At 70.5% G+C, this 15,222-nt stretch carries 8 protein-coding genes; 6 read left to right on the forward strand and 2 right to left on the reverse strand.

The features are described from left to right. Positions 1–101 precede the first annotated feature (101 nt). Positions 102–4,292: an ATP-binding protein gene (locus WME95_RS22860; RefSeq protein WP_437910563.1), complete on the forward strand. Its 4,191-nt coding sequence runs from the start codon at positions 102–104 to the stop codon at positions 4,290–4,292. Positions 4,293–4,348: 56 nt separating this feature from the next. On the opposite strand, the gene WME95_RS22865 is transcribed toward WME95_RS22860, so the two are convergent. Then, the gene (locus tag WME95_RS22865) at positions 4,349–5,092 is read right to left on the reverse strand and encodes a nuclear transport factor 2 family protein (protein ID WP_437910564.1); all 744 of its coding nucleotides are present in this window, start codon (positions 5,090–5,092) and stop codon (positions 4,349–4,351) included. 379 nt (positions 5,093–5,471) lie between these two features. Here WME95_RS22865 and WME95_RS22870 point away from each other — a divergent pair, with 379 nt between their 5' ends. From WME95_RS22870 to WME95_RS22885, 4 genes are all read left to right on the forward strand, one after another. Then, complete coding sequence (locus WME95_RS22870; protein ID WP_437910565.1) at positions 5,472–5,621, forward strand: hypothetical protein; 150 nt, start codon at positions 5,472–5,474, stop codon at positions 5,619–5,621. A 643-nt stretch (positions 5,622–6,264) separates the two neighbouring features. Then, complete coding sequence (locus WME95_RS22875; protein ID WP_437910566.1) at positions 6,265–9,711, forward strand: RHS repeat-associated core domain-containing protein; 3,447 nt, start codon at positions 6,265–6,267, stop codon at positions 9,709–9,711. Positions 9,712–9,719: 8 nt separating this feature from the next. Next, positions 9,720–11,444 carry a hypothetical protein gene (locus WME95_RS22880; RefSeq protein WP_437910567.1) on the forward strand — a complete coding sequence of 575 codons (1,725 nt, stop codon included), beginning with the start codon at positions 9,720–9,722 and terminating at the stop codon, positions 11,442–11,444. 230 nt (positions 11,445–11,674) lie between these two features. After that, positions 11,675–11,863 carry a hypothetical protein gene (locus WME95_RS22885; RefSeq protein ID WP_437910568.1) on the forward strand — a complete coding sequence of 63 codons (189 nt, stop codon included), beginning with the start codon at positions 11,675–11,677 and terminating at the stop codon, positions 11,861–11,863. Here the strand turns inward: WME95_RS22885 and WME95_RS22890 are convergent. Beyond that, positions 11,853–13,337 carry a sigma 54-interacting transcriptional regulator gene (locus WME95_RS22890; RefSeq protein ID WP_437910569.1) on the reverse strand — a complete coding sequence of 495 codons (1,485 nt, stop codon included), beginning with the start codon at positions 13,335–13,337 and terminating at the stop codon, positions 11,853–11,855. The genes WME95_RS22885 and WME95_RS22890 overlap by 11 nt on opposite strands. Before the next feature lie 275 nt (positions 13,338–13,612). Here WME95_RS22890 and WME95_RS22895 point away from each other — a divergent pair, with 275 nt between their 5' ends. Next, the gene (locus WME95_RS22895; protein ID WP_437910570.1) at positions 13,613–15,220 is read left to right on the forward strand and encodes an endo alpha-1,4 polygalactosaminidase; all 1,608 of its coding nucleotides are present in this window, start codon (positions 13,613–13,615) and stop codon (positions 15,218–15,220) included. Positions 15,221–15,222: the final 2 nt, after the last annotated feature.

The raw sequence follows: 15,222 nt of genomic DNA on the forward strand, positions 1-15,222 counted from the left end.
GGCCGGCGTCGGGCCGGCGAGGCCGGAGGAAAGATTGACAGGGATCTTGCTTCTAGTACCGTCAACTCAGGATCGTCCTGTCGACGATCTCCAGGGCTCCCATGGATCTTCGTCCGTTCCTCGCATACGCGGTGCAGATCGCATCGGCGCTATCGAAATTTCATAAGTCAGGCACCCTTCACCTGGACATCCGCCCCGCGAACCTCTCCGTGCACCCGGAGAGCGGGGAGGTGTCGCTCGACGGTGGGCTGGCCGTGGTGCGCGGCGATCTCGGCCTCTCCGACGAGACGAAGATCAACCCGGAGTCGCTGCCCTACATCGCGCCGGAGCGGACGGGCCGCGTCGACTGGCCGATCGACGAGCGCGCCGATCTCTACTCGCTCGGCGTCACGCTGTACGAGCTGCTCTCCGGCAAGCTGCCGCTCGACGCCGAGGACGCGCCCGCGTGGGCGCACGCCCACATCGCGAGGGCCCCTGTGCCGCTCGCGGAGCTGGTGCATGACGTGCCCCGGATCGTCTCCGAGATCGTGATGAGGCTCCTCGCGAAGTCTCCGGAGGAGCGTTATCAGACCGCCCGCGGGCTCTGGTCGGATCTCCTCATGTGCCAGACCGAGCTGGAGGAGCTCGGGATGATCGACTCGTTCCCGCTCGGGACGGCCGACATCCCGGACCGGCTGCAGCTCCCGACGAAGATTTACGGCAGGAGGCGCGAGCGCGCGATCCTGCTCGAGGCGTTCGAGCGTGTGGTCGCCACGGGCACGGCCGAGCTCGTGCTCGTCGCCGGGTACTCGGGCGTCGGGAAGACCTCGCTCGTGAAGGAGGTGCAGGCGCCCATCGTCCGCGAGCGCGGGGCGTTCATCTCCGGGAAGTTCGATCAGCTCCAGCGCGACATCCCCTACCGCACGATCGCCCAGGCGTTCGGGGAGCTCGTCCGGCAGATCCTGACGGAGAGCCCGCAGTCGCTCGCGGGGTGGAAGCACCGGTTGAGCGACGCGCTCGGCGAGGAGGGGCGGGTCATCATCGACATCATCCCGCAGCTCTCGCTGATCCTCGGCGAGCAGCCGCCGGTGCCGCCGCTCGCGCCGAACGAGGCGCGCAGCCGCTTCGTCCGCGTGTTCCATGCGTTCCTCGGCGTGGTCGCGCGCAAGCGGCACCCGCTCGTGCTGTTCGTGGACGACCTGCAGTGGGCGGATCCCGCCAGCCTGAGGCTCATCCGCGACATCGTCGCGGTGCCCGAGAAGCGGCACCTGCTCGTGATCGGGGCGTACCGCGACAACGAGGTGAGCCCGTCGCACCCGCTCATGGAGGTGCTCCGGCAGATCCACGCCACGGGCGCGCGCGTCTCGACGCTCAGCCTCGACCCGCTCCCGCACGAGAACGTCCTCGAGCTCGTCATGGACACCTTCCGCTGCGAGGACGAGCAGGGGGCTCAGCTCACCAGGCTCCTCGTCCAGAGGACGGGCGGCAACCCGTTCTTCGTGGGCCAGTTCCTGACGGAGCTCTATCGCCAGAAGCTGGTCTGGGTCGACCCCGTGAGCGCCGTCTGGTGCTGGAACATCGAGGCCATCGCCGCGCAGAACCTGACTGACAACGTCGTCGATCTGGTGCTGACTCGCCTCAGGCGGCTCGACGGCGAGACGCAGCGGGTCCTTTCCCTCGCCGCCTGCCTCGGCGCCCGCTTCGACGCCGAGGTCCTCTCGGCCATGTACGGCGAGTCCACGCAGGCGACGCACGCCGCCATCACCCCGGCCATCCGCGAGGGGCTCGTGGCGCGCCGGGGCGGCACGTACAAGTTCCTCCACGACCGCGTGCAGCAGGCCGCGTACCTGCTCATCCGCGAGGGCAACCACGCCTCGACGCACCTGCGCATCGGGCGCCTGCTGCTCGTCCAGACGCCGGAGGAGGCGCTGGAGGACCGGCTGTTCGAGATCACGAACCAGCTGAACATCGGCGCCTCCCTCATCACCGATCCGGGCGAGCGGCGCAGGACGGCCGAGCTGAACCTCCGCGCCGGCAGGAAAGCGAGGGCGTCCGGCGCCCACGGCTCCGCGGTGGCCTACTTCGCCGCGGGCTGCGCGCTGATCGGGGAGGACGACTGGGCGGGAGCCGACGATCTGCTCGCCTTCGCGCTGCACCTCGATCTCGCCGAGAGCGCGAGCGTGAACGGGGAGTTCGATCGGTCCGTCGGCCTCTGCTCGGTGCTCCTCGAGCGCGCGCGCACGCAGCTCGACAAGGCGGCCGCCTACCGCGTCCTGATGCAGAACCACATGGCCCGGTCGGAGCACGACGCGTGCATCGGCGTCGGGCTGGAGTGCCTCGCGCTGCTCGGCATCAAGCTCCGGAGGCAGCCGGCCGACGAGGAGGTGACCGCGGAGATCACGGCGCTGCGCGACGCGCTGCGCGATCGCACGGCCGACGAGATCCTGGGCCAGCCGAGGATGACGGCGCCGCCGATGGTCGCGGCGATGGGCGTGATGGCGGTGATGTACGCCTCGTCGTTCTACACCGATCCGAACCTCAACGACCTCCTGGTCTGTCAGATGGTCCGGCTCAGCCTGCTCCACGGCAACGCGGAGTCGACCGGCATCGGGTACACGAGCCTCGGCAAGGCGCTGTGCGTGAGGCTCAACGCGTACCAGGACGGCGACCGGATCGGCAGGGTGGGATACGAGCTGACCGAGAAGATGAACGCGCTCGTCTACAAGCCCGAGGTGGCCAACCTCTATGGCTGCCTGATCTCGGTCTGGACGCGCCACATCGACACCGGGATCGCCTGCCAGCTCGCGAGCATCCAGGCCGCGAACGAGGTCGGGAACCTGACGTGGGGGAGCTTCAGCAACATCCAGCTCACCTTGAACGTGCTCGTGCGGGGCGACCCGATCGAGGAGACGTACAAGGTCGCGGTGAGCGCGCTCGACTACGCGACGAAGGCGAAGATCACGTTCGCCGTGGACGCCGTGACGAGCATGCTGCGCCTGGTCCAGGCGCTGAGGGGCGCCACGCGCCACCTCGGCACGATGAGCGGGGACGACTTCGACGAGCAGGCGTTCGAGGCCCGCCTCGAGAAGGAGAGCTTCCCGAGCGTGCGGCTCGTCTTTTATATCATGAAGACCGCGCAGCACCTCCTTGCGTGCAACGACGAGGGGGCGGCCCTTGCCGCGGAGGCGTCGGAGCGCAACATCGCGGGGGGTAGCGGGTCGCTGTTCGCGGCCGAGTGCCACTATTACTGTGCCCTCGCCCGGGCGGCCCGCTTCTTCGGGGCCCCGGCCGAGGAGCAGGCCAGGCTCCGGCGGTCGCTCGCCGGCCACGAGGAGCAGCTGCGCGTCTGGGCCGAGAGTTGCCCCGACAACTTCGCCGGCAAACACGCGCTCGTAGCGGCGGAGCGCGCGCGCGTCGACGGCAGGCACGACGAGGCCGCGGCGCTCTACGACAAGGCGATCGTGGCCTTCCGCGAGTCCCGGTTCATCCACCAGGAGGCGCTCGCGAGCGAGCTCGCCGCCCGGTTCTACCTGGATCGCGGCTACAGCGGCCTGCCGGGGCTCTACCTGCGGGAGGCGGTGGCGTCGTACTCGCGCTGGGGCGCGAGCGAGAAGGTGAGGCAGCTCGAGCAGCGGCATGCGCTCGTCCTGAACCAGGAGCAGCGCCGCGCGACGAGCCGCGGCGTCATGACGATGGCGGCGGAGGCCATCGACGCGCAGACCGCGGTGAAGGTCTCGCGGTCGCTCTCGAGCGACATGACGCCGAAGGAGATGATGGAGTCGCTCATGCGGCTCGTCGTCGAGCACGAGGGGGCGGAGCGGTGCTGTCTCCTGCTCACCGGGGACGGCCTGCGGCTCGCCGCCGAGGCCGTGGTGGACCGCGACGGCATCAGCATCCGCGTGTACGAGCGGAGCACGGCGCCGCTCGCGACCCGCGTCCCGGCGTCGATCGTCAACTATGTCGAGCGGACGCGGGAGCGGGTGGTGCTCAGCGACGTCGGGGCGAGCGGCGCCTTCGCCGGGGACGAGTACCTCGTGCGCGAGCGGCCGAAGTCGGTGCTGTGCATGCCGCTCATGAAGAACCCCGGCGAGGTGGGCGGCCTCCTCTACCTGGAGAACCGGCTGGTCCACGGCGCGTTCATCCTGCGCCGGCTGCCGCTCCTCGAGTTCCTGGCCGCGCTGTCGCTGCAGAACACCGTGCTCCGCGGCGAGCTGGAGCAGGAGGCGCTGAAGGTCCAGCGGACCGAGGAGGCGCTGCGCCGGAGCGAGAGGGCGCTCCGGGATCTGGCGGAGTCGAGCGACGTCCCCACGTGAGGCGCGGGCCGCGCCGCCGCACCGGCGTGGTGTGGCGGCGCGGCGTTCACGCGCTCTCAGGCGCTCTCGAGCACGTGGCCCACGCTGTCGAGGAACGGCCTGTCCGACACGGAGAGGTGGAGCTGCACGAACCGCCAGTGATCCCCGTGGCGCTCCACCGTGCAGGTCAGTCGGAGCGCGGGCAGGTCGAAGCGCACGCCGCCCATGGTGGCGTGGATACCGAAGCCGGCCGTCCCGGCGCAGGCGGCCGCTCCCCCGGCCAGCAGACGCACCTGGACATCGCCGGTGATCCTGCACACGAGGTCCTTCAGGATCTCGCTCTGCCGCCGGAACGAGGCCTCGATCTCGGCCCAGCGCGTGAAGTGCAGCTTGTCGTGTGTGCCGTAGAAGATCAGGGCATCGTCACGTACGAACATGTCGCATAACGCGTCCACGTCGCCTCGCTCGAAGGCGCGCGCGAACTCGACGAGCATCTGGCGAACCGAATCTTCTGGACTTGCCGGCTTTCTCTCCGAGGACTCCATGCGCTCCGCTGCTCCCGTACCGATCCGAGCTTGATCTCGGCCGAGCATACAGCACCCCGGAGGCGACGCGCGACGCGCGACGCGCTGCGCGCGAAAGCGCTCGGAGCCCGGGCGGCTGCGCGCGACAAGGGTCGTCGCGGTCACGAACACGTAACACCACACGACCCCGACCAGCGCCAGCCGACCAGGTGCCCGCTCGAACCCCGGAACCCAGCTGACCAGAAACCCCACGAGCAGGAACAGCAGCCCCACGCCCTGCAGCTGCGCGATCGACATCCGCTTCAGGAGGGCTGCCCCTCGAGGATCGCGAAGCGATACTGCTGCACGAACGCGCCTTGCAGACCGACGCCGCAGACCGCCGCGCAGAACAGCGGGAGATCGGCGCTCCACCGCGACCGCCGCGACCGCCGCGTTGGGCCACACCGGAGCCGCCCTCGGCGGCGAAACAAGCGGAAGCTATCAAAATCGCTACTATTTCCGGCGATCGCTCGTCATCGACCGGTGTCTCTGGCGGGACGATTCCGCGGGGGCAAACCGTCGCGATCCGTCGGATGCCCCGGGATTTTGGGAGGGCGTGATGACGGATCGAGCCCCCTTGGGAGGCATGGGCTCAACCCGGGCCCAAGCGTCAAGCCTCGGGCCTGGAGAGCTCGCCGTGACCGGGCCGTCGCCTCGGGCGGCCGTGGTCGCCTCGCTCGCCGGCACGCTGAGCCGCGCCGTCGCCCTCGGGGACGAGGCGGCGGCCCGGGTCGTTCACGAGGCGATCGGTCGATTGCTCGGGCTGCCGGCGGCATCGGAGGGGTGAGCTAGGCTGGACGGGGTGCGGTGCATCTTGCGCCGTGGGTGAAGTCTCCGGCGAAGAGCTCTTCCATGCATGACCGAGTCATGCCCGCACCCCTGACGCCTACGCCGCCCCCCGCGCCGCCTCGACTACATCCGCGAGGCGACCCGGCCGGGAATGGCGCTGGCAATGGGCTCGCCGGACGAGCTGGCCGGGAGCGTAGTCGCCGACCATGTCGATGTCATAGGGCGCTACGACCGCTGGGAGCTGCGCGCTGCTGCCGGCCGCGGTCATCTGGTCGCTGTTCAAGCGAGGGCTCTTCCGCAGCGGGTCGCGGCTCCAGGACGAGCAGTTCTACGAGCTCTTCGGGGCCATCGCCGACGAGCTTCTTGTAGCGAGTGCCGCTGACGTTCCGAGCAGGAGGGCTCCCGCCGGCCCCGGGTCCGGCGCTGGCGACCACCCACGACCTCGACCCCCCGCCGCCGGGGCGGGTAGCACGTCATCGCCTGAGTCTCCCGTGACAACGCGCGCTGCACCTGAAAGGATCCACTCTGGCAGGAGTCCCGTTCGATGATGCTCCAGCGTCTCGCGCGGGCTTCCCGGGTCGCGTCTGGGCACCCGAGTTCTCATCATGACAGGGGTGAGAATCGCTGGGGACCATGCCTGAATGGCGCGCACGGCTCCGGTCCCGAACATCCCTGCGATCCCTGGAATGAACCCTGGCGTCTGGATCATGGGCGGCGGAGGCGGCGGTGGGGGCAAGGGCGGCAGGGGCGGCAGTGGGAATGGAGACGGTCAGGGCGGGAGCGGTAACCACGGCGGCAACAACCCTGACGGCGGCGGCAAGGGGGCCAACGGCTGCGGAAATGGACGGGGAGCCGGTGCTTGCTCCAACCCGGTCCACGGCGGCTCCGGTGGCACCTCCGCCGGAGATCCGGTCGACGTGGTCACCGGCCGCGTCTTCACGCTGCCGACACTCGACCTCGGCCTGCCCGGTCCGCTGCCGCTCGTAGTGCAGCGGGGCTACTCGTCCTCTGCGCGCGATCGCGACATGGGCCTTGGCTTCGGGTGGAGCCACTCGCTCGCCTGGGAAATCGAGCTCTCCAGACGCGCCGTGCGGATCACGCAGGACGACGGCACCGTGGTGACGGCCCCGCTGCTGGAAGAGGGCGAAACGCGGCCGCTGGTGGGGCAGATTGTGCTGCGTCGCGCGGCCTGGGGATTCGCGCTCACGACCGAGGACGGGCTCACGCTGTTGTTCAACGAGCGCCATCAGCTGGGGTCGCGCTACCGCCTGACCGCGCTCCTCGACCGCAACGGGAACTGCATCGAGCTGGGCTACGATGTCTCCGGCCTCGCGTGGATCCGCGATTGCGTTCAGCGCTTCGTGCGCGTCCGGCGAGAGCGCTCGGGCCGAATCGCGGCCTTCGAGGTGCGCACGACCACGAGCCCCTCCGGCTGGCACGCCTTCTTCACATACCGCTATGACGAGCGCGGGGATCTTGTCGAGGCTACGGACGCCGAGGGACATGTGTGCCGGTACGCCTATGACGAGGAGCACCGCCTCGTCACCCACGCATACCGCAGCGGGCTCGTGGTCCAATACCGGTACGACCGTGAGGGACGCTGCATCGAGACCTGGGGTGAATACCCCGCTCAGGAGGACCCAAGCCTAGCGGCCGGGGTGCCTATGTTTCTCGCGGACGGCGTGACGCGAGCGCGTGGCATATTCCATTGCAAGCTGGAGTTCTCGGGAGACGGCTACTCCGAAGTCGCGGACTCGCTCCGTGTCCGGCGCTTTTTCGGCAACAAGCACGGCAAGGTGGACAAGTCGACATGGGGCGCGGGCGTGCTCTTGCACGAGTATGACTCCCTCGGGAACATCGTCGCTTTTCGGGACGCCATGGGCGCGATGACGCGCTTCGAACGCGACGCGGCAGGGCGGGTCAGAGCGGTCGTCGATCCGCTCGGCCGCCGGACGCAGTATGCCTTCGACGATCGCGGCGCGCTGACCGAGCTCGTGCGCGCGGATGGGAGCGTGCTCCGGTATACACGCGACGATCTGGGCAATCTTCTCGCGGTCGAGGACCGGCGCGGCGCCATCGTCATGTACGATTACGACGAGCGTGGGCTCGTGAGCGTGGCAACGCTCCCGAACGGGGGAGTGACCCGCTTCGAGCACGACGCGCACGGCAACCGCACGGCCGTGGTCGAGCCGAACGGCGCGAAGAAGACGATCTATTACGACGACCTCGGCCGCGTCGTGGCAACCATGGATGCGCTCAGCGCCGTGACGCGCTACGCGTACGACGCGCGCGGCCTGCTGCGCACCGTTTCCGATCCAGCGGGCGGAGTCACCACGTTCGAGTTTGACGCCGAGGGACGGCTGGCGCGGCTCGTCGATGCGGCCAGGCGCGTCGGCAGGCTCACCTGGGGCGGGCTCAACGTGCTCTGCGATGTGCAGCACGACGGTGCGGGGCCCATCCGGTACCGCTACAACCGCGAAGGCCACCTCCTCGAGGTGCACAACGAGCGCGGGCAGGTTCATCGCTTCGTGCGGAGCCTCGCAGGGCACGTGATCCGCGAGGAGCTGATGGACGGTCGCACGCACGACTTCCGGCGCGATCTGTTCGGCCGGCTGACGCAGTGGCGGAGCAGCACCGGCGAGCTGGTCGACGCGCGCCTCGGCGTGGCGGGATACCGGTACGATCCTATGGGACAGCTCCTCGCCAAGATCCCTGCCCACGGGAGGGCGGAGCTCTTCGGCTTCGACGAGGTCGGCAACCTCTACGCCACCGAGGCCGGCGAGCACGCGTACGATGGCGGCGGTGCCCTGTTGCGGCGGGGGGAGACGGCCTACGCCTACGATGAGCGCGCGCGCCTCGTGGAAAAACGCCTCTCCGACGGGAGCCGCTGGAAGTACACCTGGGATGGACGCGGACGCCTGGCCTCGGTCGTCGCGCCCGACGGGCACGTCGTGGAGTTCATTTACGACGCGTTCTGCCGGCGGCTTGCAAAGCGGGTTCGCTCGAGCCAAGGACAGCTCCTCGCCCTTACCCGCTTCGTTTGGGACGATCAGCGCCTGCTTCACGAGGAGCGTATGCGCGTCGCGTCCCCGGGGGTTCCGGTAACCGAGACGCGAACGTACGTTTTTCCGGATGGGAGCTTCGCCCCGCTGGCGCACATCGATGACGGCGGCACGCTCCAGTTCTACGTGAGTGCACCGAACGGATTCCCCGATCTTCTCGTGACGTCCTCGGGTCAGATCGCGGCCGAGCAGCGGGCGCGCGCGTTCGGCGCGGTGCAGGGAGAGGCCTTCACGCCGCTGCGGTTTCCTGGCCAGTACGCGGACGAGGAGACCGGCCTTTGTTACAACAGACATCGCTATTACGACCCCGACATTGGCCGCTACATCAGCCCGGATCCCGTCGAGATCGTCCGCCGTTACGGCTTCGCCGACAACTCGCCGCTCAACACGGTGGACCTCGACGGCCTGCAGCCGATGACCACGACCATCCGGCGCTCCCAGATCAACCCGGACGGCAGCCGCACGCCGCTGCCGAACGCGAGCGGAGTGAGCATGGGGCTGCGCGATCCCGACAACCCGGTGGACATCCACCCGACAGTCTGGAACAACATGGCGCCGCAGGTGCCGGTTCAGGCCGCGAACGGCTCGACGAACTGGCAATTCCCCCAGGCGACGCGCCCCCCGGCAAACTGCTCCGAACCGGCGGCGCTGAGCGAGCACCTCTATGACTACGAGCGACGGAACAACTTGCCGCGCGGAACCTGCGGTTCGGGCAGCGACCCCAACAACCAGCACCTCCGCAACGCGCTCGGAGAAATCGAAGAGATCAGTTCGATCCAGGAGGGGGGCGGGCCGCGCAAGGCTTGCCCGAACTGCGGCGTGCTCATCCGCAACCTTCAGAACCAGGCCAACCAGGGCGCACCATCGGACGACCTGGTCAATCTCGCCCGCCGTACGCTCCCGGGGATCGAGGAGCCTAACACGGGTTGGCAGGAGGCCATGGACCGGCGCGCCCCGACGAGGAGTGCGCGGAGCCTCATGAACCCGCGTAATGCGGCCAGCCTGCGGGTGCAAATGCCGCGCTGAGGACCATCATGGAGATCTCCCGGTTTGCCATCGAAACGCTCGCCAGTCGCGGTATTACCCGTAGCGAGGCGCATCGTGCCGGCCGCGATCGGCTGGAAAAGCTGCTGCGTCTCCATGGGTTTTCCGCCCATGAGGCTCTGTTCGCCGCCGAGGCGGCGATCGGCGGTTTTGCCGGCTCGGACCGTGCGCGAGACCCGCTGGAACTCGCCATCGGCGGGTCGTTCGGTCCCCCCTCGTCTGACTGGTGGGAGATCCTCCTGGGTCCAGGTGCGCTGCTGGAACGCAACATAACGAGGGTTCTGGTCCGAGATGGCTTTTGGCCCATCGGGATCAGCGCCCCCTTCGCGGCGTTCGCGGGGCTTGACCCGTACCTACATGTCTCACATGACCGCGCGGAACGTTCACGGAGAATGGTCGATGTGCTGGTAGCTGAGGACGGCACCGTCTCGGTGCGAGATTTCTCGATAGGGAACGCACTGGTGCCCTACGCAACGTCCCCCGTGATCCTGGTCGAGAAGCTCGCGCGCTTCCTCGACATCGCGCAGCGCGGCCTCCACCACCTGCGCCTCGAAGCCCGCCCGCGCGCTGGCGCCCGGCTCGCGGAGGCGCTCGGCGCCCGGCCTGTGGCGGTGGCGAGCGATGCCTACCACACGGTCTGGGACGCCGAGGATCTTGTCATCCTCGACGGGCACCCCTCGGGCGCCGCTCCGGACCGGACGCTCGTCTTCGCCAGATCGGTCGAGCGGCTCGCCCGGGCAGTCGAAGCGCTCGCGGGCTCGCCGGCGGTCGCGGCGATCGCCTGCGACGAGATCACCGTGGCTCTTCGCGATCCGGGCGAAGCCCCCGCGCCGGCGAGCCGCGGGCTCGTGCCCGTCGGCCTGGACCGGCCCGAGGAGCGGGGAGCACTGCGCATCGAGCGCACCGCGTCAGGCGTCTCCCTCGTCCAGGAGCGCGACTTCGGCGGGCGTGTGCTCGAGCGCCGCGAGCTCCCGCCGGTGGGCGACCGGCTCGCGCACACGCGATGGATGCTCGCTGCCGAGGGGTTCCGGGGCGTGCTCACCGACCGCGCGGTAAACGCCCTGCGCGCGCGGGGGGTACTCCGGGATCCGCAGCGCGCCGCCTCGCGCGCCCGCCTCGAGGAGCTGCTCGCACCTCACGGCGTCGCGGCCAGCGAACCACTGTTCGCGTTCGAGCAGCACGCGGGCGGCCTCTGTGTCTCCCGCGACCACGGAGAGCACACCTGGCTGGGCCCCGCGCTCGAGATCGAGGGCGGCGTCCTGCCCCGCAACGGGTTGGTGCCGATCGGCGCCTTCTCCAGGGGCCTGTACTTCATGGCCGCCGACGGCGCGATCCTCGCCGACGACGGGGTGGTGGAGCGCTTCGTCTTCGCCGATTCGTGGCGCATCTTCCTGGAGCGGTTCGCCCTGGGGCACGAGGCTCCGGACGTGATCCCGGAGTGGCCGGCCCGCCATCGCGCGAGCCTCTCCGAGGACGTGGGCGAGGCGCTGGCGCGGGCTCTCGGCGTCCCGCGCGCACCCGAGCTCAGCGACCAGACGCAGTCGTTCTGGACGAGCGACGACCTGGTGATCTGGTCGACGCCCGCCTACCTCGAGTTCTGCGTGTCCCCCTGTATCCTCTACGCGGACGAACCTGCGGTGATCGAGCAGGCGCTCGCATGGATCCAGGCGAACCACCCTGAGCTGAGCATCGAGCGGAGCGAGGCCACGCGCTGATCGAGCGCCGGCACGGTGGCGCATCCTGTTCCTGCCGCCGCAGACTGTGGAATGAACGCCGCCCCGTTGACGACGCGGCGGCGGAGGGCGCCCCGTTGGGCCACATCGGAGCTGCCCTCGACGGGGAGACAGGCGGAAACTATGAACATCGCTACTGTTTCCAGCGACCGCTCGTCATCGACCGTTTTCTCTGGCGGGATTTCTGACACGCGGAACCAGGCAACCCGCGCATGAGCCTGACGATCCACGTCGCCATCACCCGGCGTGTCGGGAAGGAGCACGCCGAGGCGTTCGAGCGAGACCTGGCCGAGCTCGCGCGCCGGCTCGCCACCGGCGACTCCACCAGCATCCCCCCTCGCCGAAGCGCGCCGGCTCCCGGGCGCGGCGCCCATGCGCGCTCCCCGGGGCTCACCGCCTGATGTCGTACTTGTCCAGCTTGTAGAGCAGCGCGCGCCGCGAAATGCCGAGCCGCTTCGCCGCGCGCGTCTGGTTGTTCCCCTCGGCGGCGAGCGCGTCCTCGATGCTCTTCTTCTCCAGCTCGGCGAGGCGCGCCGGCATCGTCCCGCCGTCGGCGGACGGCGGCGGCGCCCCCGTGCTCGCCGGGGGCGCGCCCGCGCTCGAGGGGGGCGCGGCGCCCTCGGCGCCCTCCACCACCGAGGCCGGAAGGTGCTCGACCTCGATGACGCCGCCCTCGGCCAGCACGACGGCGTGCTCCACCGCGTTGCGCAGCTCGCGCAGGTTGCCGGGCCACGCGTGGGCCTCGAGCGCCTGCATCGCCGCGGGCGCGAAGCGCGGCGCCCGCTCCCCCATGCGCCCGGCGACCTGCTGCGCGAAGCGGTGCGCGAGCAGCGCGATCTCGGCGCGCCGCTCGCGCAGCGGCGGGACGCGGAGGACGAACGTGCTGATGCGATAGTAGAGATCCTGCCGGAACCTCCCGGCCGCCACCTCGGCCTGGAGGTCCCGGTGCGTCGCGCACACGACGCGCACGTCGAGCTCGATCTCCTGCGTGCCGCCGATCCGGGCCACGCGCCGGCTCTCGAGCACGCGCAGCAGCTTGGCCTGCATGGCGAGGGGCAGCTCGCCGATCTCGTCGAGCAGCAGCGTGCCGCCCTGCGCCGCCTCGAAGTAGCCGATTTTTCGGCGATCCGCCCCGGTGAAGGCGGCCTTCTCGTGCCCGAAGAGCTCGCTCTCTAGTAGCGCCTCGGGCAGCGCCGCGCAGCTGAGCCTCACGAACGGACCCCCGGCGCGCGGGCTGGCGCGGTGGAGCTGCTCGGAGACAACCTCTTTCCCCGAGCCCGTCTCGCCGAGCACGAGCACCGTCGTCTGCGCGCGCGCGAGGCGCTGCACCACCTGGAAGACCTTCACCATGGCCTCGTCCGCGACGACGAACCCGGCGCCGGCGCCGGAGGGCGGGCCCTCCAGCGCCTCCGGCGCGGCCCCCGGCGGCGCCGCCTCGACGGGCGCCGGCGCCGCGATCGCGACGACGATCTCGGCCGGGCCGATGCGGATCACGTCGCCGCCGGCGAGGGCCCGCTCCGCCCCGCGCACGACGGCGCCGTTCACCGACGTGCCATTGCGGCTCCCGAGGTCGACGAGCGCGACGGTCTGGCCCCGCCGCGCGACGCGCGCGTGGTTGCGCGAGACGCGGGCGTCGTCGACGCAGACCGTGGACTCCGGCGCGCGGCCGACCGCGACCACATCGCCGTCGGTGAGATCGATCACCCGCGCCGCGCCATCACCTGCGCGAACGATCAGGGAGGCTTGACCCTGCGGCGTCCCCTCGCCGGGCGCGCTCTCCGCGGCGTCGAGCTCCGTCGCGACCTCGACCGCGGCACGCGGCGGCTCCGCGCTCGGCGGAGAAGCTTCCTGTCGACGAGGGTCTCGCTCCGCCATGCCGTTCGAAGGTTGCGCAAGTGTACGACGCTTGCACAACCCTCGGCAACGGCGGCGCGCGCCGCCGCGCGGAAGACGCGGATCGCGCGCTGGTCCCCGCCTTGCAATGCCTCTGCGGCGCGCACGGACCAGCGCCTCTACGGCGCGCGCAGACGCTGCGGGAACCTGCGGGAACCACCATCGCCCGGAGCCATCGCGGGGACCGGAGCGTCTGGAGACGCATCGCGCCGACGTGCGCCTGGCTTCACCAACGACCAACACGACAGGAGACGAGCATGACTTATCCCATCCGACCGGCGTCCTCTCTCGCGATCGGCGGCGCCCTGCGCCATGCCCTCGTGAGCCTGGCCGCGACGCTCGCCGCCGCGGGGTGCGGCGCAGATGCGAGCTCCGACGCGGAGATCGCCTCGGCGGCGAGCGGCGATGCTGTCACCGGCGCCCTCACGATGACCTGCTCCAGGCTGACGGTGAGCCGGGGTAGCATCGGCGCCGGGCAGACGGCCGCCGCGCTCGCGACGGGGGAACTCACGGGCCAGCAGGACGTGTGGAGCAAGTACGTCGAGTTCGGGCCCAACACGAGCGCGACGTGCGAGTACACGCTCCCCTCGGGCACCTCGGCGGCGCAGCTCGCGTCCCTCGCGCTGAGCGTGAATTACCGCGGCCCGGCGAGATCGGAGATGCGCTGGACCTTCGAGGCGTGGGACGCGGCCGCCCGCGCGTGGGTCGCGGTCGGCGACAACGCGTTCGCGCGCGACTGGTCCTGGACGAACGCGAGCCTTGGCCTGCCGGGGTCGCTCGGGCGGTTCGTGGCGGGCGGTACCCTCAAGATCCGGTACGCGACGAGCAGCTCCGCCGACAGCTCGATGCTCGACAAGCTCGTCCTCACAGGCACGACGAGTGGCGGCTCCGGCGGCGCCGGCGGCAGCGGTGGTACCGGCGGCAGCGGTGGTACCGGCGGCAGCGGTGGCGCCGGCGGCAGCGGTGGCGCCGGCGGGGCGGGTGGCAGCGGTGGCGCCGGCGGGGCGGGTGGCAGCGGTGGCGCCGGCGGGGCGGGTGGCAGCGGTGGCGCCGGCGGCAGCGGTGGCGCTGGCGGCTCGGGCGGCGCCGGCGGTAGCGGCGGCTCCGGCGGTAGCGGCGGCTCCGGCGGCTCCACAGGCACCGGCGGCTCCACCGGCGGCATCTGGGTCCCCGCGCCGGGCACGACGTGGCAATGGCAGCTCACGGGCACCATCGACACAAGCCTCGATGTCGCCATGTACGACATCGATCTCTTCGACGCCCCGCAGGCGAAGATCGACACGCTGCGCGCGGCCGGGAAGAAGGTGATCTGCTACTTCAGCGCGGGGAGCAGCGAGGACTGGCGCGACGACGCGTCGAAGTTCCCCGCCGCGGCGCTCGGCAACCCGCTCGACGGCTGGCCGGGCGAGCGGTGGCTCGACACCCGCAACGCCGGCGTGCGCGACGTCATGAAGGCCCGGCTGGACCTGGCGGTGCAGCGGCGCTGCGACGGCGTGGAGCCCGACAACGTCGACGGCTACACCAACAGCCCCGGCTTCCCGCTGACGGCGGCGACGCAGCTCGACTACAACCGCTTCCTCGCCGCCGAGGCGCACGCGCGCGGGCTGTCGATCGGGCTGAAGAACGATCTCGATCAGGTGAAAGACCTGGTGGGGAGCTTCGACTGGGCCCTGAACGAGGAGTGCCACGAATACGACGAGTGCGAGATGCTCACCCCGTTCATCCGCGCCGGCAAGGCGGTGTTCCACGCGGAGTACGTCGACGCCTCGCAGGCAAACGCCGTCTGCGCCGCCACGAAGCCGCTCGGGCTCTCCACCTTGATCAAGAAGCTCGACCTCGACGCATGGCGCGTCGCCTGCCCCTGATC

Origin of the sequence: Sorangium sp. So ce327, from assembly GCF_051530205.1 — a bacterium.
Lineage (GTDB): Bacteria > Myxococcota_A > Polyangia > Polyangiales > Polyangiaceae > Sorangium > Sorangium cellulosum_B.